The organism is Caballeronia grimmiae, assembly GCF_000698555.1.
GTDB lineage: Bacteria > Pseudomonadota > Gammaproteobacteria > Burkholderiales > Burkholderiaceae > Caballeronia > Caballeronia grimmiae.
Genome location: NZ_JFHE01000021.1, coordinates 34,314 through 58,521 on the forward strand (window position 1 = coordinate 34,314; position 24,208 = coordinate 58,521).

Genomic DNA, 24,208 nt, shown 5'->3' on the forward strand with positions numbered 1-24,208 from the left:
CCGCTACGCGCGCACAAAAGGCAGCGGTTCGAACGACTGCCCGATGACCGGCGCCGACGCGACGCTCCAGCACGCGTCGAGCGCCGTCGCGCAAAACCGTCGAAAGTCGATGGACGCCTGCACGCCGCCGTCCGCGTCGAGCTGTTCGAGGTTCGGCGCGTCGCCGAACAGCCCGCCGCGAACCGCGCCGCCCAGCACGAAGTGCGGCGCGGCTGCGCCGTGCTCGGTGCCACGAGCCTCGTTTTCGTGCGCCGATCGTCCGAACTCCGAACGAGTCATCACGAGCGTGCGGCGCCAGTCACCGCTCGCGGTCAATGCCTGACGCAGCGAGGCGACGCCATCGGCGAACTGCGCGAGCAGCGATGCATGGCGCGCCGCCTGATGCTCGTGCGTATCGAAGCCGTTCAGCGCGAGGCGAATCACAGTGACGCCGCGCTGCGCACGGCTGGCGCGAACCACACGCACAGCCGCCTCGCAGGATGCGGCGAACGAACGCATATCGAAAGGCAAGTTCATCTGCGGCATGTTGACGCCAGCCGGAAACGGCCCGGCCTCCGCGGTGCCGAACGTATGCATTTGCGATGCAACCGACCGCGCGAGCCAGCCTTCCCGACGATAATCGCCCGCGTCCGACGCCGTGTTCCATATCTGCTGCGAGCGGTAGTGCGAGCGGCTCGGCTGCGCATAGCCGACTCCCTGCACGATCCCCCATTCGCCGGCATTCCACGCGGGCATCAACGGACGCAGCGACGGATGAAGCCCGGTTCGCTCGTCGATACGCAACGCCTTGTCGCGCGGAATGTGCAGTGTCGGCCGGAGCGCGCGATAACGCTCGTCCGCGATGGGAATGACCGTGTTGAGACCGTCGTTGCCGCCGTTGAAATCGACGAAAATCAGCGCCTTGACTGGACCGTCCGGACGCGCTGTCGTCAGCGCGGCTGCCGCCGGCATCGGCCCTGCCGCCAGCGCGCCCGCGATCGACAGGAATTCACGTCGGTTCATCGCGTTCGCCCTGGGTCAGTTCAGCGTTTATAAAGATCGCGCACGGCCTCTTCGATGTGCTGGCGCAAGAGCCGGCGCTCGTCGGCGGTCATGACGGTGTGCCGCGGCGGACGCGCGGGCGGAGTATCGTCGACCTGCTGCACGGGTTGCAGCACGGCCGACTTGCTGTCGCGATCGCGCTTGCCCGAACCTTTGCCGCTGCGCTGCTGCGCGCGGACGATTTTGCCGTCCGAGCGGCTATCCTGTGTAAGAACGGTGCGGTTGAACGCGCCCGTGAAACCGGTGGAAGTCGAAGGTTGCGCATAGGCATGCGGCGCGCTCAGCGCGGCATAGAGCGCACTTGCGAGTAGCGTCTTACTGGAAATGCGCCTGCTGCGCACAGGTCCGCGCTGCCGCGCTCCCTTCATGTTGTTCCCTTCGTTGCTCGACAACCGGACAGCCTCATTCTTTTCACGCTTTCGCACAGGCGCGACACGCCGCGCGACGCATAGGTGTAATGGAGTATCTACCGAATGGCGGGCCAAGGTAAAGCAGTGTACGCACGGATGATAAGAGGCGTGCCACGGGCTCCGTAAATTTTGTAACTAACTGTTACACTCGCTTTTGTTACAAACTCGGCGTTTGAACAAACGCGCTAAGATGCCTCCATGGAAACCAAGAACCCTTCAAAAATCCTCGTAGTCGATGACGATCCTCGCCTGCGTGATCTTCTGCGGCGCTATCTCGGCGAACAGGGCTTCAACGTGTACGTCGCCGAAAACGCGCCGTCGATGAACAAGCTGTGGGTGCGCGAGCGCTTCGACTTGCTGGTGCTCGACCTGATGCTGCCCGGCGAAGACGGCCTTTCCATCTGCCGTCGTCTGCGCGGCAGCAACGATCGCACGCCGATCATCATGCTCACCGCAAAGGGTGAAGACGTGGATCGCATCGTCGGCCTCGAAATGGGCGCCGACGACTATCTGCCGAAGCCGTTCAATCCGCGCGAACTCGTTGCGCGCATTCATGCGGTGCTGCGTCGCCAGACGCCGTCCGAACTGCCGGGCGCGCCGTCGGAAACCACGGAAGTGTTCGAGTTCGGTGAATTCGCGCTGAATCTCGCCACGCGCACGCTCACGAAGAACGGCCAGGAAATTCCGCTGACCACCGGCGAATTTTCGGTGCTGAAGGTGTTCGCGCGTCATCCGCGCCAGCCGCTTTCGCGTGAAAAGCTGATGGAGCTTGCACGCGGCCGGGAATACGAAGTGTTCGACCGCAGCCTCGATGTGCAGATCTCGCGTCTGCGCAAGCTGATCGAGCCGGATCCGAGCAGCCCGCGCTTCATCCAGACGGTGTGGGGTCTCGGTTACGTCTTCATTCCCGACGGCGCGGCTTGAGCCTGCACACGCTCTTCAAGCGAGTCCGATACGCTTCATCTTCTTCACCGGGCGGAACCCGATAGACCCATGCGCATCGACAGGCGGCTACTGGCGCTTGCGTTCGGCGGCCTGTTCTGGCGAACCTTCGCGCTGATCGCGCTGCTCATCGCGGTCAGTCTCACTGCATGGTTCCAGAGCTTTCGCGTAATCGAGCGGGAGCCGCGCGCGCAGCGCGTGGCGCTTCAACTCGTCGCCGTCGTCAAACTCACGCGCACTGCCCTTCTCTATTCCGATCCCGACCTGCGCCGCGCGCTGCTTCAGGACCTCGAAAGCAACGAGGGCGTGCGGGTGTATCCGCGCGAGACGACCGACAAATATCGCCTTCAGCCCGACGAATCGCTCAACCGGCTGATCGAGCGCGACGTGCGCGGGCGGCTCGGCAACGACACCATCATCGCGCAGTCGGTGAACGATATTCCCGGCGTGTGGATCAGCTTCAAGATCGACGACGACGACTACTGGGTCGCGCTCGACCGCGATCAGCTCGACACCGTCACGGGCCTTCAATGGGCCGGCTGGGGCGTGTTCGCGCTCGCGCTGTCGCTGTTCGGCGCGGCGTTCATCACGAGTCTCGTGAACCGTCCGTTCGCACGTCTCGCGCTCGCGGCGCGCAAAGTCGGCTCGGGACAGTCGCCGGAACCGCTGCCCGACCGCGGCATGGGCGTCGCCGCCGAGACCAATCGCAGTTTCAATCAGATGGTGCAGAACCTCGAGCAGTTGGAGGCCGATCGCGCGCTGATGCTAGCGGGCATCTCGCACGACCTGCGCACGCCGCTCGCGCGTCTGCGGCTCGAAACCGAAATGAGCCCGTCCGACGAAGCGACGAAGCTCGCGATGATCGACGACATCGAGCAGATGGACATGATCATCGGGCGCTTCCTCGACTATGCGCGGCCGATGCAGCGCATGCCCGAGGCCGTCGATCTGTCGATGATCGCCAGCGAACTCGCCGTGCGCTTCCAGGCCGACGATGGCGTCGTGATGCGCACGGACCTCGCGCCCGGCGCGATCATCGAGGGCGATCCGACCGATGCGCGCCGTGTCGTCGGCAATCTGCTGGAAAACGCGCGTAAATATGGCCGCAGCGAGCGCGACGATATTGCGCGAATCACGCTGCAAACGCGCGTCGCGCATGGTCGGGTCGAACTGTCGGTGATGGACGAAGGACGTGGCATCCCCGACGACCAGATCGGGCTGATCACGAGGCCGTTCTATCGCGTGGACACGGCGCGCACGCAGGCGAACGGCACGGGCCTCGGCATGGCGATCGTCCAGCGGCTCGTCACCCGTCAGCGCGGCACGCTGAGACTGCGCAATCGCACGCCGCTACCCGGCTTCGAAGTGACGATCGACTTCCCGCAAATGAAGGGCGCACGGTTCGACGGTCCGCGCGACTGAGCGGCGCCATTTGAAAAACCTATCCGCTTCATTAGGCATAAACTTTTGAAGCCGCGAATTCGCGGGGTTATGATGTTTCGGTTCGACGCACGGTGAACGCCCAGGACGGTGTCATGCGCGCGTTACGGCTTTCCGGTAGTTTGGCTTGAGTTGTCCATTCAACGAACACAGGAGCGTTTGCATGAAGACCGTTGGCGATAAAGTCGAAGCATTCACCGTCACCGCTGCAAAGCCGGGTTTCAACCACCACGAAGAAAACGGACAGTCGGCGTTCGAGGAAATTACCGAGCAGTCCTTCCCGGGCAAGTGGAAGATCATCTACTTCTATCCGAAGGACTTTACTTTCGTCTGCCCGACCGAAATCGTCGAATTCGGCAAGCTCGCGAACGATTTCGAAGACCGTGACGCGGTTCTTATGGGCGGCAGCGTCGACAACGAGTTCGTGAAGCTGGCATGGCGTCGCGAGCACAAGGACCTCAACAAGCTGAACCACTATTCGTTCGGCGACGTGAAGGGCGAACTCATCGATCAGCTCGGCGTGCGTGACAAGGAAGCGGGCGTGGCGCTGCGCGCGACGTTCATCGTCGATCCGGACAACGTCATTCAACACGTGTCCGTGAACAATCTGAACGTGGGGCGCAATCCCGAAGAAGTGCTGCGCATTCTCGACGGCCTGCAGACCGATGAACTCTGCCCGTGCAACCGCGCGGTCGGCGGCGCGACGCTCTAAGCGCGCGACACTTCGAGCCTCATGCGTGAAGCCCGCCCTCTTTCGAGCCCACGCTCGGGAGCCGGCGGGTTTTTTGTCGCCATCGCTTGCCACCGAATAGGAGAAGTCAGTGGAATTCCTTTCCTCGATCAAGGAACTGGTCCCCGATTACGCGAAGGACATTCGCCTGAACATCGACGGCACGATCGCGCGTTCGTCGCTGCAAGGCAATGACGCGGTCGGCGTTGCGCTCGCCGCCGCGTATGCCGCCAAAGCGACGAAACTCGTGGAGATCATCCGTAACGCGGACGTGCTGTCGCCGGAAGAGACGAATGCCGCGCTGACCGCCGCCGCGCTGATGGGCATGAACAACGTCTGGTATCCGTATCTGGAGATGGCCGACAACGCCGAACTCAAGACCCAGCCCGCCGGATTGCGGATGAACGCGTATGCGTCGCATGGCGGCGTCGACAAGCGGCGCTTCGAGATGTACGCGCTCGCGGCGTCGATCATCGGCAAGTGCCACTTCTGCGTAAAGTCGCACTACGAAAATCTCGTCACCGAAGGCATGACGTTGACGCAACTGCGCGACGTAGGCCGCATCGCCGCGGTGATCGGCGCAGTCGCGCTGACGATCGCGGCCGAGGGAAAATAAGCCGTCCAGCGCCGCGCTTCGCGAGCGCGGCGTGTGCCGCTCAATGGTCGATCGACGTACGGCGCAGCAGCACGGCGGCTTGCGCCTCGATGCCTTCCTTGCGGCCGAGATAGCCGAGCTTTTCGTTGGTTTTCGCCTTCACGTTCACCCGATCGATGGACAGATCGAGATCCGCCGCGATATTCGCGCGCATCGCCTCGATATGCGGCGCCAGCTTCGGCGCCTGCGCGATGACCGTGCTGTCCACGTTGGCGATCGCGAAGCCCGCTTCCGACACGCGCTTGGCCGCTTCGCGCAGCAGCACGCGGCTGTCCGCGCCCGCGAACTCGGTCGCCGTGTCCGGAAAATGCCGGCCGATATCGCCGAGCGCGGCTGCGCCGAACAGCGCATCGGTGATGGCATGCAAGAGCACGTCGGCGTCGGAGTGGCCGAGCAGGCCGAGTTCATACGGAACCTTCACGCCGCCGATGATGAGCTCGCGTCCTTCGACGAGCTGATGCACGTCGTATCCCTGTCCGATTCTGAAATCCATCGATGCAACCTTGCTGTAATGAGTGAGTGACCGGTCGTTGCGGGCATTACACCGGCGCGGAAAGGATCGCGCTGGCGAGACCGAAGTCTTCCGGATAAGTGACCTTGAAGTTGCGCAGGCTGCCCTGCACGAGCTTCGGCGAGTGACCGAGCCATTCGATCGCGCTGGCTTCGTCGGTGAGATCGTGGCCGTCGTGACGCGCACGCTCGATCGCTTCCCGCAGCATGCCGACGCGGAACATCTGCGGCGTCTGCGCCTGCCACAGGCCATCGCGCGATTCGGTGCGGGCGATGCGCGGGCCGCCCGACGGCGCATCGGGCATGTTCGGTGCGACGCGCTTGAGCGTATCCGCGACGGGCAGCGCGAGAATGCCGCCGACGGGATCGTCGCGCAGTTCCGTGACGAGCTTGCGAATCAGTTCCGGCGTGATGCCGGGACGCGCGGCGTCGTGCACGAGCACCCAGTCGTCGTCGCGCGCGCCGAATTCGCGCAGCGCGACGAGCCCGTTGTACACCGACGCCTGCCGCGACGCCCCGCCGCGGCGCTGGACGACGAAACGCAGCCCGGCGAAGCGGCGCGCGTCGAAATGATGATCGTCCGGTGCGAGCACGACGAGTGTCTGCGAGAATTCGGGACACGCGTCGAATGCGGCAAGCGTGTAGCCGAGCATCGGCCGGCCCGCGACCGTCTGGTATTGCTTCGGCATCGGCGCGCCGGATCGGCTGCCGGTTCCGGCGCAGGGAATCAGCGCGAACAGACGCGCAGTGGTAGACGGGGCGGCGGGCGAAGTCACGAGAGAATCATGTGGCCAAGTCAAAGTGAAGCCCGGATTTTATAATAGGTCTTTCGCGACCACGTCCGGCGCGCGGCTTTTGACGCTGCGCGCCGACGGTTCAATGCACACCTTATGTCCTCGAAAGCCGTTACCGCGCAGTCCCAGTCTCCCATCGCGCTCGTCAAGGCAGGCCAGCGTTTCGTGTTCGACGGCGCTTCCGGCTCCTCGGATGCGCTCGCCATCGCCCGTTATCGCGCCGCTCATCTCGAAGCGGTGCCGCTTTTGACGGTGCTCTGCGCGAGCGCGGTCGATGCCCAGCGCCTCGCCGCCGAACTGCCCTACTTCGCGCCGGATGCCCGCGTGCGCCTGTTGCCCGACTGGGAAACGCTGCCTTACGACACGTTCTCGCCGCACCAGGATCTCGTCTCCGAGCGTCTCGCCACGCTGCACGATCTCGGCGAAGGACGCTGCGACATCCTCATCGTTCCCGCGACGACCGCGCTGTACCGCATGCCGCCGGCCTCGTTCCTCGCGGCCTATACGTTTTCGTTCACGCAGGGTGAGCGCCTCGACGAAGCGAAGCTGAAGGCGCAACTGACGCTCGCGGGCTACGAGCACGTGAGCCAGGTCGTGCGTCCCGGCGAATATTGCGTGCGCGGCTCGCTGATCGACCTTTATCCGATGGGCTCGCCGCTGCCGTATCGCATCGACTTGTTCGACGATCAGGTTGATTCCATCCGCGCGTTCGATCCCGACACGCAGCGCAGCCTGTATCCGGTGAAGGACGTGCGCCTGTTGCCGGGCCGCGAATTTCCGTTCGATGAAGCGGCGCGCACCGCGTTTCGCAGCCGCTGGCGAGAAGTCTTCGAGGGCGATCCGAGCCGCTCGCAGATTTACAAGGACATCGGCAATGGCGTGCCGTCGGCGGGCATCGAATATTATCTGCCGCTCTTTTTCGACGAGACCGCGACGCTCTTCCACTATCTCCCGGAAGGCTCGCAGCTTGCATTCATCGGCGATCTCGATGCGGCGATCAAGCGCTTCACGCACGACACGAAGCAGCGCTACAACTTCCTTTCGCACGACCGCGAACGGCCGCTCCTCGAACCGCGTCGTCTTTTCCTGACCGACGACGACTTTTTCACGTTCGCGAAGCCATTCGCGCAACTGAAGTTCCCGGCGACGCCCGAAGGCGGCTGGGCCGTGCCTTTGCCGGGTCTCGCGATCGATCGTCATGCCGACGAACCGCTGCTCGCGCTGCGCCACTATCTCGATCAGACCGAGAATCGCGTGATGCTGGTCGCGGAATCGGCGGGCCGCCGCGAGACGATCCAGCAACTGCTCGCGGATAACGGCTTGCGCGGCGAGTTGCACGATACGTTTCAGGAGTGGCTCGCGTCCGACGCGAAGTTCACGCTCGGCATCGCGCCGCTGGCCAATGGCTTTGCGCTGCCGGCGGAAAAGCTCTCCATCGTTACGGAGACCGAACTATACGGCCCGCTTGCGCGCCGCGCGGGGCGGCGCCGCCAGGAACAGGCGAGCAACGTCGAATCGATGGTGCGCGACCTGGCCGAACTCAAGGTCGGCGATCCGGTCGTGCATGCCCAGCATGGCATCGGCCGGTACATGGGCCTCGTGTCGATGGATCTCGGCGAAGGCGAGACCGAGTTTCTGCATCTCGAGTATCAGAACGAATCGAAGCTGTATGTGCCGGTCGCGCAACTACATGTGATTTCGCGCTACAGCGGCGCCGATCCGGATAGCGCGCCGCTGCATCAGCTAGGTTCGGGTCAGTGGGACAAAGCCAAGCGCAAGGCTGCGCAGCAGATTCGCGACACGGCCGCCGAACTGCTCAACCTGTATGCGCGCCGGGCGTCGCGCCAGGGCTTTGCGTTCAAGCTCGAACCGCGCGACTACACGAAGTTCGCGGAGAGCTTCGGCTTCGAAGAGACGCCCGATCAGGCGGCGGCGATCGCATCCGTGATTGCCGACATGACGAGCGGCAAGCCGATGGATCGCCTCGTCTGCGGCGATGTGGGCTTCGGCAAGACGGAGGTTGCGTTGCGCGCGGCGTTCATCGCGGTGATGGGCGGCAAGCAGGTAGCGATACTTTCGCCCACGACGCTGCTTGCCGAACAGCACACGCAGACGTTCACGGACCGCTTCTCCGACTGGCCGGTGCGCATCGCGGAGCTATCGCGTTTCCGGAGCAGCAAGGAAGTGTCGACGGCGGTGCAGCAGATCAACGAAGGAACCGTCGATATCGTGATCGGCACGCACAAGCTCTTGTCGAGCGATGTGAAGTTCAAGCGGCTGGGGCTCGTGATCATCGACGAGGAGCATCGCTTCGGCGTGCGTCAGAAGGAGGCGCTCAAGGCGTTGCGCGCCGAAGTCGATGTGCTGACGCTCACCGCCACGCCGATTCCCCGCACGCTCGGCATGGCGCTGGAGGGTCTTCGCGATTTCTCCGTGATCGCGACTGCGCCGCAAAAGCGCCTTGCGATCAAGACTTTCGTGCGGCGTGAGGACGATGGCGTGATCCGCGAGGCGATGCTGCGCGAACTGAAGCGCGGCGGACAGGTGTACTTCCTGCACAACGAAGTCGAGACGATCGAGAACCGGCGCGCGATGCTCGAAGCGCTGGTGCCCGAGGCACGTATTGCGGTGGCGCATGGACAGATGCACGAGCGCGAACTCGAGCGCGTGATGCGCGATTTCGTCGGGCAGCGCGCGAACGTGCTGTTGTGCACGACGATCATCGAGACGGGCATCGACGTGCCGAGTGCGAACACGATTCTCATGCATCGCGCGGACAAGTTCGGTCTTGCGCAGTTGCATCAGTTGCGCGGGCGCGTCGGACGATCGCATCACCAGGCGTATGCGTATTTGCTGGTGCATGATCCGCAATCGCTGACGAAGCAGGCGCAGCGTCGTCTGGAGGCGATTCAGCAGATGGAGGAACTCGGCTCGGGCTTTTATCTGGCGATGCACGACCTCGAGATTCGCGGCACGGGCGAAGTGCTGGGCGACAAGCAATCGGGCGAGATTCACGAGATTGGCTTCCAGCTTTATACGGACATGCTCAACGATGCGGTGCGTGCGCTGAAGGATGGCCGCGAGCCTGATCTCAATGCGCCGCTCGCTGCGACGACGGAGATCAATCTTCACGCGCCGGCGATTCTTCCTGCTGATTACTGTGGCGATGTGCAGGAGCGCTTGTCGTTGTACAAGCGGCTGGCGAATTGCGAATCGAGCGATGCGATCGATGGCATTCTCGAAGAGCTCGTGGACCGCTTTGGCAAGCTGCCGGCGCAGGCGCATGCGCTGGTGGAAACGCATCGGTTGCGGCTTGCGGCGAAGCCGCTTGGCATATCGAAGATCGATGCGGCGGAGCTTTCTATTTCGATGCAGTTCGTGCCGAATCCGCCGATCGATGCGATGCGGATCATCGAGATGGTGCAGAAGCATAAGCACATCAAGCTCGCTGGGCAGGACAAGTTGCGGATCGAATCTCGCAGTCCGGACCTTGCTGTGAGGATTTCTACGGTTAAGGAGACGCTGCGGGCGTTGGGGGCGCCGGTTCGGCAGGCTGCGGTCGTCGCTACGCGGTGAGGTTTTTTAGGCCTTCGGTTTTTCGTGTCGGTCTGTTAGTGCGCCCCTCTCCGGGGCGGGGGTCACTTTCTGTGCTGTGGACCAGAGCTGGCGCTTTAGCGCCTTCCTCTGGTCCCATGCAAAGAAAGTAATTAAAGAAACGGCTCTTTTCTGAACCGCCCATGCACTAACTTGTGTGAGCACGCCGTACAACGTCGGTGGCACTCGAATTAATTAGCAGCCTTGAATTATCTTCCACGCGTGCTGAGCGCCACGTCTTCCGAGCCCCTTGGCTCGTCAAAACCAGCAGGACGCTCGGCACCACGCGGAACGCATCCGCTACGCGGACATTTATCGTCACTCTAGACTCGTGCGCCATCAGGCACTCGCTGGCGCAAAGCTAATCTTGCTTCTTGTTCGCCGGTGCCTGCCGCTTTCTTGTGACCGTTGGCATTGCTGTAGCTTCTGGCTTCTGGCTTCTGGCTTCTGGCTTCTGGCTTCTGGCTTGTGATTTTAGGTTTGTACTTTTTGGGCTTCGAATTGCGTTAGAGGCGTCTTTTAATGTGTGGCGCGTTACGTACGTTGGTGTTGACGAGCCAAGGGGCTCGGAGGACGTTGATGCTCAGCGGGCGCGGAAGGTGATTCAAGGCTCTTTACAAGCTGAGTGCCACCGATGTTCTACGGAGTGGCCACGCAGGTCAGTGCATCGTGCGGTTCAAGAAAAGCTGCTTTCTTTGGTTACTTTCTTTGCAGCGGCAAAGAAAGTGACCCCTGCCCCGGGGAGGGGCGCGCTAATAGACCGACACGAATACAAGTTCACAAATAAGAAGAACCGCCACGCAAAAGAACGCCCACGCCCCCCATACCGGCCAGCACCAAAACTTTGCGCTATGATCAACCCCTACCCGCAGGAGTAAAAAAATGTCACAGATCGCTGCCTCGGCGCATCTCGAAGCCTCCGATTCGCAAGACCTGAAATCCCTGCCGTGGACAAAACGGCTGATCTCCTTCGATACGGTGAGCCGCAACCCAAACCTCGGCCTGATCGAAACCGTGCGCGACGAACTGCGCGCCGCGGGCATCGAATCGACGATCACGACCGATCCGCGCGGCAAGTGGGCCAACCTCTTCGCGACCGTTCCAGCGCACGACGGCGAGACGAACGGCGGCATCGTGCTCTCAGGTCATACGGATGTCGTACCCGTCGACGGACAGGACTGGGCGAGCGATCCCTTCAAGCCCGAAGTGCGCGACGGCCTGCTCTACGGGCGCGGCTCGTGTGACATGAAAGGCTTCATCGGCGCGTCCCTCGCCCTGCTCCCGACGATGCAGGCAACCAGGCTCGCCAAGCCCATCCACTTCGCACTTTCCTTCGACGAAGAAATCGGCTGCGCCGGCGCCCCGCTGATGATCGCGGACCTGCAAAAGCGTGGCGTGCGGCCCGACGGCTGCATCGTCGGAGAACCCACGTCGATGCGACCCATCATCGCGCATAAAGGCATCAACGCATTCCGATGCTGCGTGCGCGGCGCCGCAGCGCATTCGTCGCTGACGCCGAAAGGCCTGAACGCAATCGAATACGCCGCGCGGCTCATCTGCTTCATTCGCGATGTGGCCGACGAATTCCGCGCCCAAGGTCCGTTCGACGAACTCTACGACGTGCCCTTCACCACCGCGCAAACGAGCACGATCAAGGGCGGCAACGCGATCAACACCGTGCCCGCCGAATGCAGCTTCGACTTCGAATTCCGCAACTTGCCGACGATGGACCCCGAGCGCATCTTCGCCCGCATCGAATCGTATGCACGCGAGACACTCGTGCCGACGATGCTCAAGGAGAACGGCAACGCGGCTATCGAATTCTCGAAGATCGCATCCGCGCCAGGGCTCGACGCGACCGAGCAGGCCGCCATCACGCAACTCGTGCGCGCGCTCACCGAGAATCAGGAGAAGCGCAAGGTCGCCTATGGCACCGAAGCAGGACTCTTCGCGCTCGCCGGCGTGCCGAGCATCGTGTGCGGGCCGGGCAACATCGAACAGGCTCACAAGGCGAACGAGTACGTCTCGCTCGAGCAGCTTGCCGCGTGCGAAGCGTTCCTCGGCAAGTTCATTCACAGCATGTCGGTGGAAGCGCAGGCGCGCTGAATCTTCGGATCAACAAGAGCCATGTCCACAGCCACGCAGCATTCCGACAATACGATCGACGGCACGCCCATCCCCACGCTCGACGACATCGCCGAGCAGCACATGGCGCTCATGCCCTGGGTCGCGCGCACGCCTGTCTTCGAACGTCACGACTTTCCGACGCTCGAAGGCACGCCGGTCACGTTTAAATTCGAACTGCTGCAGGCAAGCGGCACCTTCAAGGCGCGCGGCGCGTTCTCGAACCTTCTTGCACTCGATAGCGACGAGCGCACCGCCGGCGTGACCTGCGTATCGGCGGGCAATCATGCGGTCGCGGTCGCGTATGCGGCGCACCGCATGGAAGTGAGCGCGAAGGTCGTCATCACGAAGAACGCGAGCCCGGCGCGCGTCGCGCTATGCCGCCGCTTCGGCGCGGACGTCGTGTTTGCGGATAACGTCGCGGAAGCGTTCGAGATCGTGCGGCGCATCGAAGCGGAAGAAGGACGCTTCTTCGTGCATCCGTTCAATGGTTATCGCACGGTGCTGGGCACGGCGACGCTCGGCTATGAATGGACGTCACAGGCCCCGGATCTCGAAGCGGTGATTCTGCCGATCGGCGGTGGCGGGCTGGCTGCGGGGGTATCGACGGCAATGCGTCTCGCCAATCCGTCGCTGCATGTGTACGGCGTCGAGCCGGAAGGATCGGACGCGATGAGCCGCAGCTTTGCCGCCAACCATACGGTGAAGATGGGCGCGATGCACAGCATTGCCGATTCGCTAATGGCGCCGCATACCGAGCAGTACAGCTACGAGTTGTGCCGGCGCCATATCGATGAAGTCGTCACCGTGTCGGACGACGCATTGCGGCACGGGATGCAGCAGTTGTTCAACGAGTTGAAGCTGGCGGTGGAACCGGCGTGCGCGGCGGCCACGGCCGCCCTGCTCGGTCCGCTGCGTGAACGCCTGCAAGGCAAGCGCGTCGGCGTGCTGCTCTGCGGGACCAACACCGATGCCGCGACCTTCGGACGGCACCTGGCCCACGCCTGATCGCCACATGACGAAGCGGCCCGTTATGAACGGGCCGCTTCGCGATCACATCACCGCTGCGAGCCGCCTTCTTTCACTTCGCTGCATGAAGTAATTCGCCGCGATCACGCCCGCCGTGACCAGCGCGATGAACAACGTCGCGAGCGCATTCATCTCCGGATTCAGCCCGAGACGCACACGCGAAAACACGACGAGCGGCAGCGTCGTCGAGCCGGGTCCGGACAGGAACGCCGATAGCACGAGATCGTCGATCGACAGCGTGAACGACAAGAGCCAGCCCGCGACGAGCGCCTGCGAAATCAGCGGCAGCGTGATCGAAAAGAACACGCGCAGCGGCGTCGCGCCGAGGTCCAGCGCCGCTTCTTCCAGCGACGGATTCAACTCCCGCACACGCGATTCCACGATGATCGCCACGTAGGAAATGCACAGCATCACGTGCCCGACCCAGATCGTGAACAGTCCGCGCCCCGCCGGCCAGCCGATCAGCTTCGCCATTTCGACGAACAGCAGCAAGAGCGAAATGCCCTGAATGACTTCGGGAATCACGAGCGGCGCGTTGATCATGCCCGTGTACAGCGTGAAGCCGCGAAACCGCCCCATGCGCGCGAGCACGAAGCCCGCCCAGGTGCCGATCACGACCGACGCGCACGCCGTCAAAAACGCGATTCGCAGCGACAGCCACGCCGCGTTGATGAGTTCCTCGTCGGTCCACAACGCGCGATACCACTTCAACGAAAATTCCGTCCACACCGTGACGAGCGGCGAGTCGTTGAACGAATAGACGATCAGGCTGATGATCGGGATATACAGGAACGCGAATCCGATCCCGAGCGAGGTGATCTGCAGCGAACGGCTCGGCTTGATCATCGCTTCTCCTCCAGTTGCTTCGCCTGGAAGTGCTGAAACAGCGCCATCGGCACGAGCAGCAACAGCACCATCGCGCAGGTGACGGCGGAGGCCATCGGCCAGTCGGCGTTATCGAAGAACTCGTTCCACATGACCCGGCCGATCATTAGCGTATCCGCGCCGCCGAGCAGTTCGGGAATCACGTACTCGCCCACCGCCGGGATGAACACGAGCAGACAGCCCGCGATGATGCCGTTCTTCGACAGCGGCAGCGTGATTTGCAGGAACGCCTTCCACGGCTTCGCGCCTAGATCGTAGGCGGCCTCGAGCAAGGTCAGGTCCATTTTTACGAGATGCGCGTATAGCGGCATCACGAGAAACGGCAGATACGAGTACACCATGCCGATATACACCGCGATGTTCGTGTGATACAGCTCGATCGGCGAATGAATCAGACCGATCGACATCAGGAAATTGTTCAGCAATCCGTTGTTTTTCAGAATGCCGATCCACGCATACACGCGAATGAGAAACGACGTCCAGAACGGCAGCATCACGGCCATCATCAACAGATTGCGCGTTTCCGGATTCGACCGCGCGATGTAATACGCCATCGGGTAGCCGATCAGCAGGCACAGCACCGTCGATACCGCCGCGACCAGCAGCGAATTCATGTACGTCGCGAAGTACAGGCTGTCGGTCAGCAGAAACGCGTAGTGCGAGAAATCGAGCGCAATGTTCATCACGCCCTCTTTCATCGTCAGCAGTTCCGTGTACGGCGGAATGCCGAGCTGGCTGTCCGCGAAGCTGATCTTCACGACCAGCAGGAACGGCACGAAAAACAGCAGCAGCAGCCACAGATACGGCCCGGCGATGACCGCGGTGCGGCCCGACAGACCCAGACGCTCGGCGATCTTCATGATGTCAGCACCACGCCCGCCTGCGCGCTCCATCGCACGTAGACTTCGTCGTCCAAGGTAGGCGAATCGATCTCGCCGAGCGCGAGGCTCGTCACGTTCGCGACCACCGTCTTGCCGCTTTCGAGCATCACGTGATAGAGCGAATAGCCGCCCATATACGCGATGTTCGTCACCTTGCCGCGGCCCCAGTTGAACGCGCCCTCGGGCGGCTTGCGCGTGAGCGCGATGCGCTCCGGCCGCACCGAGATGGTCACCGGCATGCCGAGCGGCCCGGTGATGCCGTGGCTCACATAGAGGCGCACGGGCAGTTCCGGCGATTCGATGAAGATATGATCCGGTTCGTCCTCGACGACGTTGCCATCGAAGAGATTCGTCGAGCCGATGAACTGCGCCGAGAAGCGGCTGTTCGGATACTCATAGACTTCGTGCGGCGTGCCGAGCTGCACGATCCGGCCTTCGCTCATCACGGCGATGCGATTGGCCATCGTCATGGCCTCTTCCTGGTCGTGCGTCACCATGATGCACGTGACGCCCACCTGATCGAGAATGTTGACGAGCTCGATCTGCGTGCGCTGGCGAATCTGCTTGTCGAGCGCGGACATCGGTTCGTCGAGGAGCAGCAGCTTCGGGCGCTTGACGAGGCTGCGCGCGAGCGCGACGCGCTGCTGCTGGCCGCCCGAAAGCTGATGCGGCTTGCGCTTCGCGTATTGCGCCATCTGCACGAGCTGCAGCGCGTTGTGCACGCGGTCTTTCAGCTCGCCGCCCTTCACGCCCTCCTGCTTCAGTCCGAACGCGACATTCGATTCCACGCTCATATGCGGAAAGAGCGCATACGACTGGAACATCATGTTCACCGGCCGGCGATACGGCGGCATGCTCGCGAGGTCCTCGCCGTCGATCAGAATCTGCCCTTCGGTCACGGACTCGAGGCCCGCGAGCATGCGCAGAAGCGTCGACTTGCCACAGCCCGAACTGCCGAGCAGCGCGAATAGCTCGCCCTTTCTCACCGACAGATTCACGCCCTTCACGGCCACTGTTTCGTCGAATCTCTTCACGACATCGACGATCCTCACGAAGTCGTCGCCCGTGCTCTGACCGGATGACGCACTTCCCGATTGTGGCGCTGCCTTCAACGCGCTCGACTGCTCACTCATGATTGCCTGTTCGACTCCTGCATCTGTCGTCCGCGACTCCGCCGGCGTTCGACGGATCACGAACAAAGCCCCCGGAGGTCCGAGGGCTTCGTCATTTCAATGAATAACCGGCTGTTTCAACTCAGCGGCCGGACTTGAATTCGGTCCACAGCCGCGTTTGCAGACGCTGGATTTCCGGCGGCAACGGCTTGAGCAGGAACAAGGTCTTGATGACGTCCTGCGGCGGATACACCGCCGGATCGTTCGCCACGTCCTTGTCTACGTACTTGCGCGCTTCGAGGTTCGCGCTCGGGTAATACACCGCGTTGGTGATCGCGGCATGAACCTGCGGCGTCTCGATGTAGTTGATCCACTCGTGCGCCGCTTCCTTGTTCTTCGCGTCCTTGGGGATCGCCATCACGTCGAACCACACGGGCGCGCCGCCCTTCGGAATGTAGTACTCGATCTTGAACGGCTTTTTCGCTTCGATCGCGCGATGCTTCGCGATCACCACGTCGCCCGACCAGCCGTACGCGAAGCAGATATCACCGCCGACCATGTCGTTGATATAGCCGGAGGAGTTGAACTGCGTGATGTACGGGCGAATCTTCTTGAGCATCGCGAGCGCTTCGCGATAATCGGCCGGATTCGTGCTCATCGGATCCTTGCCGAGGTAGTGCAGCGCCGCCGCGAACATCTGGTCGGGCGCATCCAGCACCGAGACGCCGCACGCCTTCAGCTTCGAGATGTTCTCGGGCTTGAAGAGGATGTCCCAGTTGTTGAGCGCGGTGTTCGCGCCGAGAATCTGCTTGGCCTTGTCGACGTTATAGCCGAGTCCGGTCGTGCCGTAAGCCCAGGGCACCGAGTACTGGTTGCCCGGGTCTGCGCCCGCGACCAGCTTCATCAGTTCGGGATCGAGATACTTCAGGTTCGGCAGCTTCGACTTGTCGAGCGGCGAGAAGATGTTCGCTGCGATCTGCTTGCCGGCGTAATTGCTCGTCGGCACGACGATGTCGTAGCCGGAATTGCCGGTCAGCAGCTTGGCCTGCAGGGTATCGTCGCTGTCGTAGTTGTCGTACTTCACCTTGACGCCGGTCTGCTTGGTGAAGTTGGGGATCGTGTCCTTGGCGATGTAGTCCGACCAGTTGTACACGTTGAGCTGCGTGTCTTTCGCCGATGCCGCGAGCGGAAGCAGCATCGCCGCGCAGGCGAGCGCACCCGCGAGTTGTCCCAGCCTGACTCGCTTCAAAGCGCAAGCCGCCAGTTTTCCGTTCATCTCTTTTCTCCCTTGTCCGACTTGGTCGACGACGTCGCCGCGCGATTCTGTCGTGCGCGTGCCGCTCGCAGCGCCCCTAAAAACCCGAAAACTACCATTAAACCGAAGGCCGACAAAAAATAATGCGCCGCCTGTCGCGCAAAGCACACGAAGCGAACGCCCCTCGCGCTGCGGCTGGCCGTTGCCGCCCACGGAAAGTGCGCGCATTTTAGCCCCTAATCCCGCCGTGCGGCACCCGATAAAACCACTTTGCTCAAGTGGAACGACAGTGTGCGGACGCTCTGCGATGTCATTATTCGTGACGGCCGTTCCTGTGCCGCGCCGCTCGCCGGCATCGCGAATAAAGGGAACGCGCCAGCCTGACGAATAGCCAGCGGAACAGTCGTTGCTAGCCAGTTCGACGTGCGTCGCGAAAAGCGTCGCCATCACCCGCAACGCACGCTACCGTGGCACGGCGTTCCCGCCGCCGCCCGAGTGCGCCGTTGCACCGCTATTCGAGGCCAACGTCCGCATGAACACCAATCCGTCCGCGCTTGCCCAGCTATCCAACGCCAAGTCCGGCGCGCCGTCGCCGGCTTCTGGCGCGCGCGACGACCGGCCTCGCCGTGCACGCGGCCGCTGGTACTCGTTTGCCGGCGCAGGCTCGCTCGTCGCCGTGGGCTACATGGACCCCGGCAACTGGGCGACGGCGCTGTCGAGCGGCGCGCGCTACGGGTATCAACTGCTCTTCGTCGTCCTGCTCGCGAGCCTGATGGGCATGCTGCTGCAGTGGGTCGCGTCGCGCGTGGGCGTCGTCACCGGGCGCGACCTCGCCCAGCTTTGCCGCGAGCGTTATAGCCGGCGCACGACCGTCGTCTTGTGGCTCGCGTGCGAAGTCGCGATCATTGCGTGCGATGTAGCCGAAGTCGTCGGCAGCGCGGTCGCGTTGCAGATGCTGTTCGGGCTCTCGCTGACGGCAGGCGTGCTGTGCTCGGCCGTCGGCACCTTCGCAATGCTCGCGCTGCAACGCGGCGGCAAGCGGCCTCTGCAACGCGCCGTGACCGCACTGATTCTGTTCGTGAGCTTCTGCTTCGTGGTTCAGCTTGTTCTCGCGCATCCCGTCTGGCACGACGCGCTCATGGGCTTTGCGCCGCCGCCGGCGCTGCTGCGCGATGCCGGCATGCTCTGGCTCGCAGCCGGCGTGCTCGGCGCGACGGTGATGCCGCATAACCTGTATCTGCACTCGTCGCTGGTGAAGCACCATGCGCCGCAGCGGGACGACGAGACCATCGGCGACGCGCTCACCGGCGTGAACATCGACACGTTTGCCTCGCTCGCGATTGCGTTCATCGTCAATGCGTCGCTGCTGATCGTCGCCGCGGCGGTGTTTCATACGTCCGGCTATTCCCAGGTCGACGATCTGGCGGACGCGCATCGGCTCATTGCGCCGCTCGTCGGCAGTCATTGGGCGGGCATCGCGTTCGCGACGGCCCTGCTCGCCTGCGGACTCAACGCGACCGTCACCGGCACGCTGGCCGGCCAGGCGGTGATGGAGGGCTTCCTCGAACTGAAGATGGCTCGCTGGGCGCGGGCGCTGCTCACGCGTGGACTGGCGATCGGCCCGGCGCTCGCGGCTGTGGCGAGCTTCGGCCAGCACGGCTCGAACGCGCTGCTGGTCGCCACGCAGGTCGTGTTGAGCCTGCAATTGCCGCTCGCGGTGATTCCGCTCGTGCGCTTCGCCTCCGATGCGGGTCTGATGGGCCGCTGGCGCGTCGCCCGGGTGCCGCTCGCGCTCGCGTGGACGTGCGCAGGGCTCATCGTGGTGCTCAATGCCTCGATGCTGTGGCAGGCCGCGGTCGGGCAATGACGTTTGCGCTGTAACAGGCAGGTTTCGCGACGCGCAGTTACGATGACGCCTCGTCGCGCACCGTCGCTCTTCGACAAAGGATGCCCGCCTGATGGCTTTGGATTCACCGATGCTCTCCTTCCCGCCTGTTCGACGCCACGCGCGTCTCGCATTCGCGCTTCTCGTAATGGCGACCCACGCGCAAGCGACAGTCGCAGTGCTGCAACCGCCGCGCGAAGCGGCTGCCTCGCAACCGCTCGAACTCACGCTGCTCTACACCGACGACGACAAACAGCCGCTCACCATCGACCTGCCGAAACAACTCACCGTGCAACTGACGAACGGCGATTTGCCGCCCGCGCCGCTCGTGCTGACCCGCGATGCGGCGACGCCCGATCGTCTGCGCCTGGCGCCGGGGCAGTATCGCCGGGTCCGTTATTCGGCGCCGTGGCCCGAGTCGGCGCGCGGCACGGTCAAGATCGATCCGGTCGGCTTCGACGTATCGCCGATGCTCGTCACGTTGAACCGGGGCGAGAACCAGACGCAGGTCGTTGCGGCCGAAAAACGCGAAGCGCAAGCGGCGACGCCCGCGCAACTGGCGAGCGCCGCTGCGCGGGTCGACACGCCGCCGGCCACCGTCGATACGATGCTCGCGGGCCGCTTCTCGACCTTCGATCCGATCTACTTCGCCGATGGCAAGAACGGCGACAACCTCGCCAAGTTCCAGTTCAGCTTCAAGTACCGGCTGCATCTGCCCGACGATCCGCGCTCGCGGGGCTTTCTCGACAACCTCTATTTCGCCTACACGCAGACGTCCATCTGGAACCTGTCCGCGCCGTCTGCTCCGTTTCGCGACACGAGCTATCAACCTCAAGTCTTCTATTCCGTCGACGACACCGGCTGGAAAAGCCCGCTCTTCACGCGCATGGGCGTGGCGGCGGGCATCGGACATGAATCCAATGGCAAGAGCGGTGACGAGTCGCGTGCGATCAACATCGCGTTCGTCCGGCCGACGTGGGACTTCGGCGATATCGCAAGCAATCACCTGACGCTGTCGCCGAAGTTCTATTACTACCTGTCGAAGAGCGGTAACGAGGATATCGCCGACTATCGCGGCTACGTCGATTTTCTCGTGAAATATGGCAGCCCCGACGGCTGGCAGCTCGCGACCACGCTGCGCAAGGGCACGAAGCACTGGTACGGCAGCATCGATTCGAACGTGACATATCCGCTCGCCAAGCTGATCGGCAGCGCCTGGGGCGGATACGTGTTCGTCAGCTACTTCAACGGCTATGGCGAGGACATTCTGGACTACAACCAGCGCCATCACTGGATCGCGCGGATAGGCTACAGTATTGCCCGCTAATTCTTTTTTCCCGACCTCTACGCTCATGGCTTCGATTCTCCACGACCTCCCCGACAGCCCGTGCATCGGCGTTTGCTCCACGCTTTTCGACGACGTCTGCAAGGGCTGCGGCCGCACGGCCGGCGAAGTATCGAACTGGGTCTTTCTGAACGATGAAGAGAAGCGCGCGATCTGGGAGCGGATCACGCGCGAGGGAACGGCCATGCGCTTCAGAAACGACAAGCTCTGAGACGCCTTTAGGCGGAGTGAACTCGGAGTTGTGGGCTTGCCAGCAACGACGAAACCCGCGCTCCAAACGAAAAAAGCCGCTTTCGCGGCTTTTTTCGATTCTGCGTCTTAACCTGCGGCTTCTTACTGAATGCCCTGGCTCGTCAGGAAATCTTCGTAATTGCCGCCGAAGTCGCGCAGCGTGCCATCCGTGCGCACTTCGATGATGCGGTTCGCCAGCCCGCTCACGAACTCGCGGTCGTGCGACACGAACACCAGCGTACCCTCGTACTTGTCCAGCGCGATCTGCAGCGATTCGATGGACTCCATGTCCATGTGATTGGTCGGCTCGTCCATCAGCAGCACGTTGTGGCGGCCGAGCATCAGTTTGCCCCAGATCATGCGGCCCTTCTCGCCGCCCGACAGCACCTTCACGTTCTTCCGGATGTCGTCTGCGTTGAACAGCAGCCGGCCGAGCGTGCCGCGCACCATCTGGTCGTCGTCGCCTTCCTGTCGATACTGATCGATCCACTCGGTCAGCGTCTCGTCCTTCGGGAACTCTTCGTACGTGTCCTGCGGCATGTAGCCGACGTTCGCGTTCTCCGCCCACTTGACCGTACCGCCGTCCAGTTCCACGGCGCCCTTCAGCGACTTGAGGAGCGTCGTCTTGCCCGCGCCGTTTTCACCGATGATCGCAATGCGCTCACCCGGCTGCACGCTCAGGCTGAAGTTCTCGAAGATGGTCCGGTCGTATTTCTTGGTGATGCCATCGGCCACGACCGCGATGTTATGCAGCTTCTTCTCGAAGTCGAAACGGATGAACGGATTCTGCCGCGACGACGGCTTGAATTCTTCGATCTTGATCTTGTCGATCATCTTCAGGCGGCTGGTCGCCTGACGCGCCTTCGACTTGTTCGCCGAGAAGCGGCGCACGAAGTCCTGAAGGTCGGCCACGCGTTCCTTCGCCTTCGCGTTCGCCGCCTGCTGGCGCTCGCGCGCCTGCGTGCTGGCGAGCATGTAGTCGTCGTAGTTGCCCGGATAGACCTTCAACGTGCCGTAGTCCATGTCCGCCATGTGCGTGCAGACCTGGTTCAGGAAGTGTCGATCGTGCGAGATGATGATCATCGTCGAGTTGTACTGGTTCAGTACGTCTTCCAGCCAACGGATCGAGTTGATGTCGAGGTTGTTGGTCGGCTCGTCGAGCAGCAGCACGTCCGGCTTCGAAAACAGCGCCTGCGCGAGCAGCACGCGCAGTTTCCAGCCCGGCGCGACGTTGCTCATCGGCCCGGTGTGATCGGCGATATTGATGCCGATGCCCAGCAGCAGTTCGCCCGCACGCGCTTCGGCCGTGTAGCCGTCGTATTCGGCGAACTTCGCCTCGAGTTCGGCGGCGCGCATGTAGTCGTCGTCGGTGGCGTCGGGGTTCGCGTAGATCGCGTCGCGCTCGGTCATCGCGGCCCACATTTCCGTGTGGCCCATCATCACCACGTCGAGCACGCGCATGTCTTCGTACGCGAACTGGTCCTGGCGCAACTTGCCGAGGCGCACGTTCGGCTCGAGCATGACGTTGCCGGAGCTCGGCTCCAGGTCGCCGCCGAGGATCTTCATGAAGGTCGACTTGCCGCAGCCGTTCGCCCCGATCAGGCCGTAGCGGTTCCCTTCGCCGAACTTGACCGAAATGTTCTCGAAGAGAGGCTTCGGCCCGAATTGCATGGTGATATTGGCGGTAGACAGCACGGCGCGTCCTTTTGAATGGTGTACGACGAAAAACCTAAGAGTTTAGCAGCTTTTAGCCGGGCTTTCCGGCGTTGGGGCGCAAGCGGGGCGGCTACCCGGATCGTGCACGCGGCAGACGGAGCAGCAGCGCCGCGATAAAAGCAGCGCGGGGCGCGGCCCCTTCCGGACCGCGCCCCGCGCGTCACAGCGGCGAATCTGGAAACTCAGGTGCGCTCGGCGATGAACGCCTTCACGACGGCTGCGTCTGCCGGAACGATATCGAACCTTTGTGGCAGTTTTTCAAGTCCCACGAATGCCGCCGGACGCTCCGGCTCCCGATTGAGCGCCTCGCGGATCGTTTCGCCGAATTTGATCGGCTGCGCAGTTTCGAGCACGATCATCGGCACGCCCGGTTTGAGGTTTTCGCGCGCCACCTTCACGCCGTCGGCGGTGTGCGTGTCGATCATGGTGTCGTAGCGCTCGAAGACGTCGCGGATGGTTTGCACGCGATCGTCGTGACCGCTCTTGCCCGACACGAAGCCGAATTCCTTCACGCGCGCAAAATCGCCGCTTGCCGCCAGATCGAAGCCGCCCTTCTCTTCGACGTCGCGGAAAAGCTGCAACACGCGCGCCGGATCGCGGCCGAGCAGGTCGTACACGAAGCGCTCGAAGTTCGACGCCTTCGAGATGTCCATGCTCGGCGACGTGGTGTGATACGTCTCCGCCGCGCCGCGCACGCGATACACGCCCGTGCGGAAGAACTCGTCGAGCACGTCGTTTTCGTTGGTCGCGACGACCAGCTGCTCGATCGGCAGCCCCATCATGCGTGCGATATGCCCCGCGCACACGTTCCCGAAGTTGCCCGACGGCACCGTGAACGACACGCGCTCGTCATTGGTCTTCGTCGCGGCGAAATAGCCCTTGAAGTAATAGACGACCTGCGCGACGACGCGCGCCCAGTTGATCGAATTGACCGTGCCGATCTTGTGCGTCGCCTTGAACGCGTGGTCGTTCGAGACGGCTTTCACGATGTCCTGGCAGTGGTCGAAGTTGCCTTCCACGGCCAGATTGAAGATGTTCGGGTCTTGCAGCGAGAACATCTGCGCCGTCTGGAACGCGCTCATCTTCTTATGCGGCGACAGCATGAAGACGCGCACGCCGGTCTTGCCGCGCATCGCGTATTCGGCGGCGCTGCCGGTATCGCCCGAGGTCGCGCCGAGAATGTTCAGCGTCTCGCCGTGCTTGGCCAGCGCGTACTCGAAGAGATTGCCGAGCAGTTGCATCGCCATGTCCTTGAAGGCGAGCGTCGGCCCGTTGGACAACTCCAGCAGCGACAGCGGCGCACCGTTCTCGACGCCCAGCGTCTTCAGCGGCGTGATCTGCACGGCGGCTTCTTCGTGGCGCACATTGCTGTAGACCTGCGCGGTGTATGTCTTGCGCGTGAGCGAGCGCAGGTCGTCGGCGGGAATGTCGTCGCTGAACTTCGACAGCACTTCGAACGCGAGGTCCGCGTACGACAGCGTGCGCCAGCGCGCGAGTTCATCGGCGGATACGCGGGGATACTCGGCCGGCAGATAGAGACCGCCGTCTTTCGCGAGGCCGCCCAGCAGAATGTCCGAGAACGTGTGGCGCTCGTTCGTGCCGGCGCCGCGCGTCGAAATGTAGTTCATG

At 62.8% G+C, this 24,208-nt stretch carries 20 protein-coding genes; 10 read left to right on the forward strand and 10 right to left on the reverse strand.

From position 1 onward, the window contains the following. Nucleotides 1-3: 3 nt before the first annotated feature. Both BG57_RS19825 and BG57_RS19830 read right to left on the reverse strand, forming a co-directional pair. Entirely contained in the window at nucleotides 4-1,002 is a 999-nt protein-coding gene (locus tag BG57_RS19825) for a DUF1501 domain-containing protein (protein WP_035967420.1), read from the reverse strand. A 20-nt stretch (nucleotides 1,003-1,022) separates the two neighbouring features. Beyond that, nucleotides 1,023-1,409 carry a hypothetical protein gene (locus BG57_RS19830; RefSeq protein WP_035967421.1) on the reverse strand — a complete coding sequence of 129 codons (387 nt, stop codon included), beginning with the start codon at nucleotides 1,407-1,409 and terminating at the stop codon, nucleotides 1,023-1,025. A gap of 240 nt (nucleotides 1,410-1,649) precedes the next feature. Here BG57_RS19830 and ompR point away from each other — a divergent pair, with 240 nt between their 5' ends. The 4 genes from ompR (at nucleotide 1,650) to BG57_RS19850 (ending at nucleotide 5,179) form a co-directional block, all read left to right on the forward strand. Then, complete coding sequence (gene ompR, locus BG57_RS19835) at nucleotides 1,650-2,375, forward strand: osmolarity response regulator transcription factor OmpR (protein ID WP_008349770.1); 726 nt, start codon at nucleotides 1,650-1,652, stop codon at nucleotides 2,373-2,375. A gap of 69 nt (nucleotides 2,376-2,444) precedes the next feature. Next, complete coding sequence (locus BG57_RS19840) at nucleotides 2,445-3,815, forward strand: ATP-binding protein (protein ID WP_035967422.1); 1,371 nt, start codon at nucleotides 2,445-2,447, stop codon at nucleotides 3,813-3,815. Nucleotides 3,816-3,996: 181 nt separating this feature from the next. Beyond that, on the forward strand, nucleotides 3,997-4,545 hold the full coding sequence (locus tag BG57_RS19845) for a peroxiredoxin (protein WP_035967424.1): 549 nt from the start codon (nucleotides 3,997-3,999) through the stop codon (nucleotides 4,543-4,545). 109 nt (nucleotides 4,546-4,654) lie between these two features. Beyond that, nucleotides 4,655-5,179, forward strand: a complete 525-nt coding sequence (locus BG57_RS19850; protein ID WP_035967425.1) for a carboxymuconolactone decarboxylase family protein — start codon at nucleotides 4,655-4,657, stop codon at nucleotides 5,177-5,179. A 40-nt stretch (nucleotides 5,180-5,219) separates the two neighbouring features. Here BG57_RS19850 and ispF read toward each other — a convergent pair whose 3' ends face one another. Both ispF and ispD read right to left on the reverse strand, forming a co-directional pair. Further along, nucleotides 5,220-5,711 carry a 2-C-methyl-D-erythritol 2,4-cyclodiphosphate synthase gene (ispF, locus tag BG57_RS19855; RefSeq protein WP_035967426.1) on the reverse strand — a complete coding sequence of 164 codons (492 nt, stop codon included), beginning with the start codon at nucleotides 5,709-5,711 and terminating at the stop codon, nucleotides 5,220-5,222. A 46-nt stretch (nucleotides 5,712-5,757) separates the two neighbouring features. Further along, nucleotides 5,758-6,417 (reverse strand): 2-C-methyl-D-erythritol 4-phosphate cytidylyltransferase, encoded by a 660-nt coding sequence (gene ispD / locus BG57_RS19860; protein ID WP_229753808.1) that lies wholly within the window; start codon nucleotides 6,415-6,417, stop codon nucleotides 5,758-5,760. Nucleotides 6,418-6,618: 201 nt separating this feature from the next. Between ispD and mfd the strand changes: the two genes are divergently transcribed. The 3 genes from mfd (at nucleotide 6,619) to BG57_RS19875 (ending at nucleotide 13,248) form a co-directional block, all read left to right on the forward strand. Then, on the forward strand, nucleotides 6,619-10,098 hold the full coding sequence (gene mfd, locus BG57_RS19865) for a transcription-repair coupling factor (RefSeq protein ID WP_035967428.1): 3,480 nt from the start codon (nucleotides 6,619-6,621) through the stop codon (nucleotides 10,096-10,098). Between the two features lie 900 nt (nucleotides 10,099-10,998). Further along, complete coding sequence (gene argE / locus BG57_RS19870; RefSeq protein ID WP_035967429.1) at nucleotides 10,999-12,222, forward strand: acetylornithine deacetylase; 1,224 nt, start codon at nucleotides 10,999-11,001, stop codon at nucleotides 12,220-12,222. Nucleotides 12,223-12,243: 21 nt separating this feature from the next. Then, the gene (locus BG57_RS19875) at nucleotides 12,244-13,248 is read left to right on the forward strand and encodes a threonine/serine dehydratase family protein (protein WP_035967431.1); all 1,005 of its coding nucleotides are present in this window, start codon (nucleotides 12,244-12,246) and stop codon (nucleotides 13,246-13,248) included. A 45-nt stretch (nucleotides 13,249-13,293) separates the two neighbouring features. On the opposite strand, the gene BG57_RS19880 is transcribed toward BG57_RS19875, so the two are convergent. The 4 genes from BG57_RS19880 to BG57_RS19895 all read right to left on the reverse strand — a co-directional run bounded on the left by BG57_RS19880 (nucleotide 13,294) and on the right by BG57_RS19895 (nucleotide 17,345). Next, complete coding sequence (locus tag BG57_RS19880) at nucleotides 13,294-14,112, reverse strand: ABC transporter permease subunit (RefSeq protein ID WP_035967479.1); 819 nt, start codon at nucleotides 14,110-14,112, stop codon at nucleotides 13,294-13,296. Beyond that, entirely contained in the window at nucleotides 14,112-15,014 is a 903-nt protein-coding gene (locus BG57_RS19885; RefSeq protein ID WP_035967480.1) for an ABC transporter permease subunit, read from the reverse strand. The genes BG57_RS19880 and BG57_RS19885 overlap by 1 nt, the downstream gene beginning before the upstream one ends. Further along, the gene (locus BG57_RS19890) at nucleotides 15,011-16,168 is read right to left on the reverse strand and encodes an ABC transporter ATP-binding protein (RefSeq protein WP_035967482.1); all 1,158 of its coding nucleotides are present in this window, start codon (nucleotides 16,166-16,168) and stop codon (nucleotides 15,011-15,013) included. The genes BG57_RS19885 and BG57_RS19890 overlap by 4 nt, the downstream gene beginning before the upstream one ends. Nucleotides 16,169-16,289: 121 nt before the next feature. Next, nucleotides 16,290-17,345, reverse strand: coding sequence for a polyamine ABC transporter substrate-binding protein (locus BG57_RS19895; RefSeq protein ID WP_052005906.1), 1,056 nt, complete (start codon nucleotides 17,343-17,345; stop codon nucleotides 16,290-16,292). Nucleotides 17,346-17,934: 589 nt separating this feature from the next. Between BG57_RS19895 and BG57_RS19900 the strand changes: the two genes are divergently transcribed. From BG57_RS19900 to BG57_RS19910, 3 genes are all read left to right on the forward strand, one after another. Beyond that, the gene (locus BG57_RS19900; RefSeq protein ID WP_035967433.1) at nucleotides 17,935-19,269 is read left to right on the forward strand and encodes an Nramp family divalent metal transporter; all 1,335 of its coding nucleotides are present in this window, start codon (nucleotides 17,935-17,937) and stop codon (nucleotides 19,267-19,269) included. A 166-nt stretch (nucleotides 19,270-19,435) separates the two neighbouring features. Further along, complete coding sequence (locus tag BG57_RS19905) at nucleotides 19,436-20,614, forward strand: phospholipase A (protein ID WP_035967434.1); 1,179 nt, start codon at nucleotides 19,436-19,438, stop codon at nucleotides 20,612-20,614. Nucleotides 20,615-20,639: 25 nt separating this feature from the next. After that, the gene (locus BG57_RS19910) at nucleotides 20,640-20,843 is read left to right on the forward strand and encodes a DUF1289 domain-containing protein (RefSeq protein ID WP_035967438.1); all 204 of its coding nucleotides are present in this window, start codon (nucleotides 20,640-20,642) and stop codon (nucleotides 20,841-20,843) included. A gap of 122 nt (nucleotides 20,844-20,965) precedes the next feature. Here BG57_RS19910 and BG57_RS19915 read toward each other — a convergent pair whose 3' ends face one another. Both BG57_RS19915 and thrC read right to left on the reverse strand, forming a co-directional pair. Beyond that, on the reverse strand, nucleotides 20,966-22,558 hold the full coding sequence (locus tag BG57_RS19915) for an ABC-F family ATPase (protein WP_035967439.1): 1,593 nt from the start codon (nucleotides 22,556-22,558) through the stop codon (nucleotides 20,966-20,968). A gap of 203 nt (nucleotides 22,559-22,761) precedes the next feature. After that, nucleotides 22,762-24,207, reverse strand: a complete 1,446-nt coding sequence (thrC, locus tag BG57_RS19920; RefSeq protein ID WP_035967441.1) for a threonine synthase — start codon at nucleotides 24,205-24,207, stop codon at nucleotides 22,762-22,764. Nucleotide 24,208: the final 1 nt, after the last annotated feature.

Bases quoted from the DNA above. Each gene is read 5' to 3' on its own strand.
- BG57_RS19825 (WP_035967420.1), bottom strand. From the start codon at position 1,002: ATGAACCGACGTGAATTCCTGTCGATCGCGGGCGCGCTGGCGGCAGGG.
- BG57_RS19830 (WP_035967421.1), bottom strand. From the start codon at position 1,409: ATGAAGGGAGCGCGGCAGCGCGGACCTGTGCGCAGCAGGCGCATTTCC.
- ompR (WP_008349770.1), top strand. From the start codon at position 1,650: ATGGAAACCAAGAACCCTTCAAAAATCCTCGTAGTCGATGACGATCCT.
- BG57_RS19840 (WP_035967422.1), top strand. From the start codon at position 2,445: ATGCGCATCGACAGGCGGCTACTGGCGCTTGCGTTCGGCGGCCTGTTC.
- BG57_RS19845 (WP_035967424.1), top strand. From the start codon at position 3,997: ATGAAGACCGTTGGCGATAAAGTCGAAGCATTCACCGTCACCGCTGCA.
- ispF (WP_035967426.1), bottom strand. From the start codon at position 5,711: ATGGATTTCAGAATCGGACAGGGATACGACGTGCATCAGCTCGTCGAA.
- ispD (WP_229753808.1), bottom strand. From the start codon at position 6,417: ATGCCGAAGCAATACCAGACGGTCGCGGGCCGGCCGATGCTCGGCTAC.
- mfd (WP_035967428.1), top strand. From the start codon at position 6,619: ATGTCCTCGAAAGCCGTTACCGCGCAGTCCCAGTCTCCCATCGCGCTC.
- argE (WP_035967429.1), top strand. From the start codon at position 10,999: ATGTCACAGATCGCTGCCTCGGCGCATCTCGAAGCCTCCGATTCGCAA.
- BG57_RS19875 (WP_035967431.1), top strand. From the start codon at position 12,244: ATGTCCACAGCCACGCAGCATTCCGACAATACGATCGACGGCACGCCC.
- BG57_RS19885 (WP_035967480.1), bottom strand. From the start codon at position 15,014: ATGAAGATCGCCGAGCGTCTGGGTCTGTCGGGCCGCACCGCGGTCATC.
- BG57_RS19890 (WP_035967482.1), bottom strand. From the start codon at position 16,168: ATGAGTGAGCAGTCGAGCGCGTTGAAGGCAGCGCCACAATCGGGAAGT.
- BG57_RS19895 (WP_052005906.1), bottom strand. From the start codon at position 17,345: ATGCTGCTTCCGCTCGCGGCATCGGCGAAAGACACGCAGCTCAACGTG.
- BG57_RS19900 (WP_035967433.1), top strand. From the start codon at position 17,935: ATGAACACCAATCCGTCCGCGCTTGCCCAGCTATCCAACGCCAAGTCC.
- BG57_RS19905 (WP_035967434.1), top strand. From the start codon at position 19,436: ATGGCGACCCACGCGCAAGCGACAGTCGCAGTGCTGCAACCGCCGCGC.
- BG57_RS19910 (WP_035967438.1), top strand. From the start codon at position 20,640: ATGGCTTCGATTCTCCACGACCTCCCCGACAGCCCGTGCATCGGCGTT.
- thrC (WP_035967441.1), bottom strand. From the start codon at position 24,207: ATGAACTACATTTCGACGCGCGGCGCCGGCACGAACGAGCGCCACACG.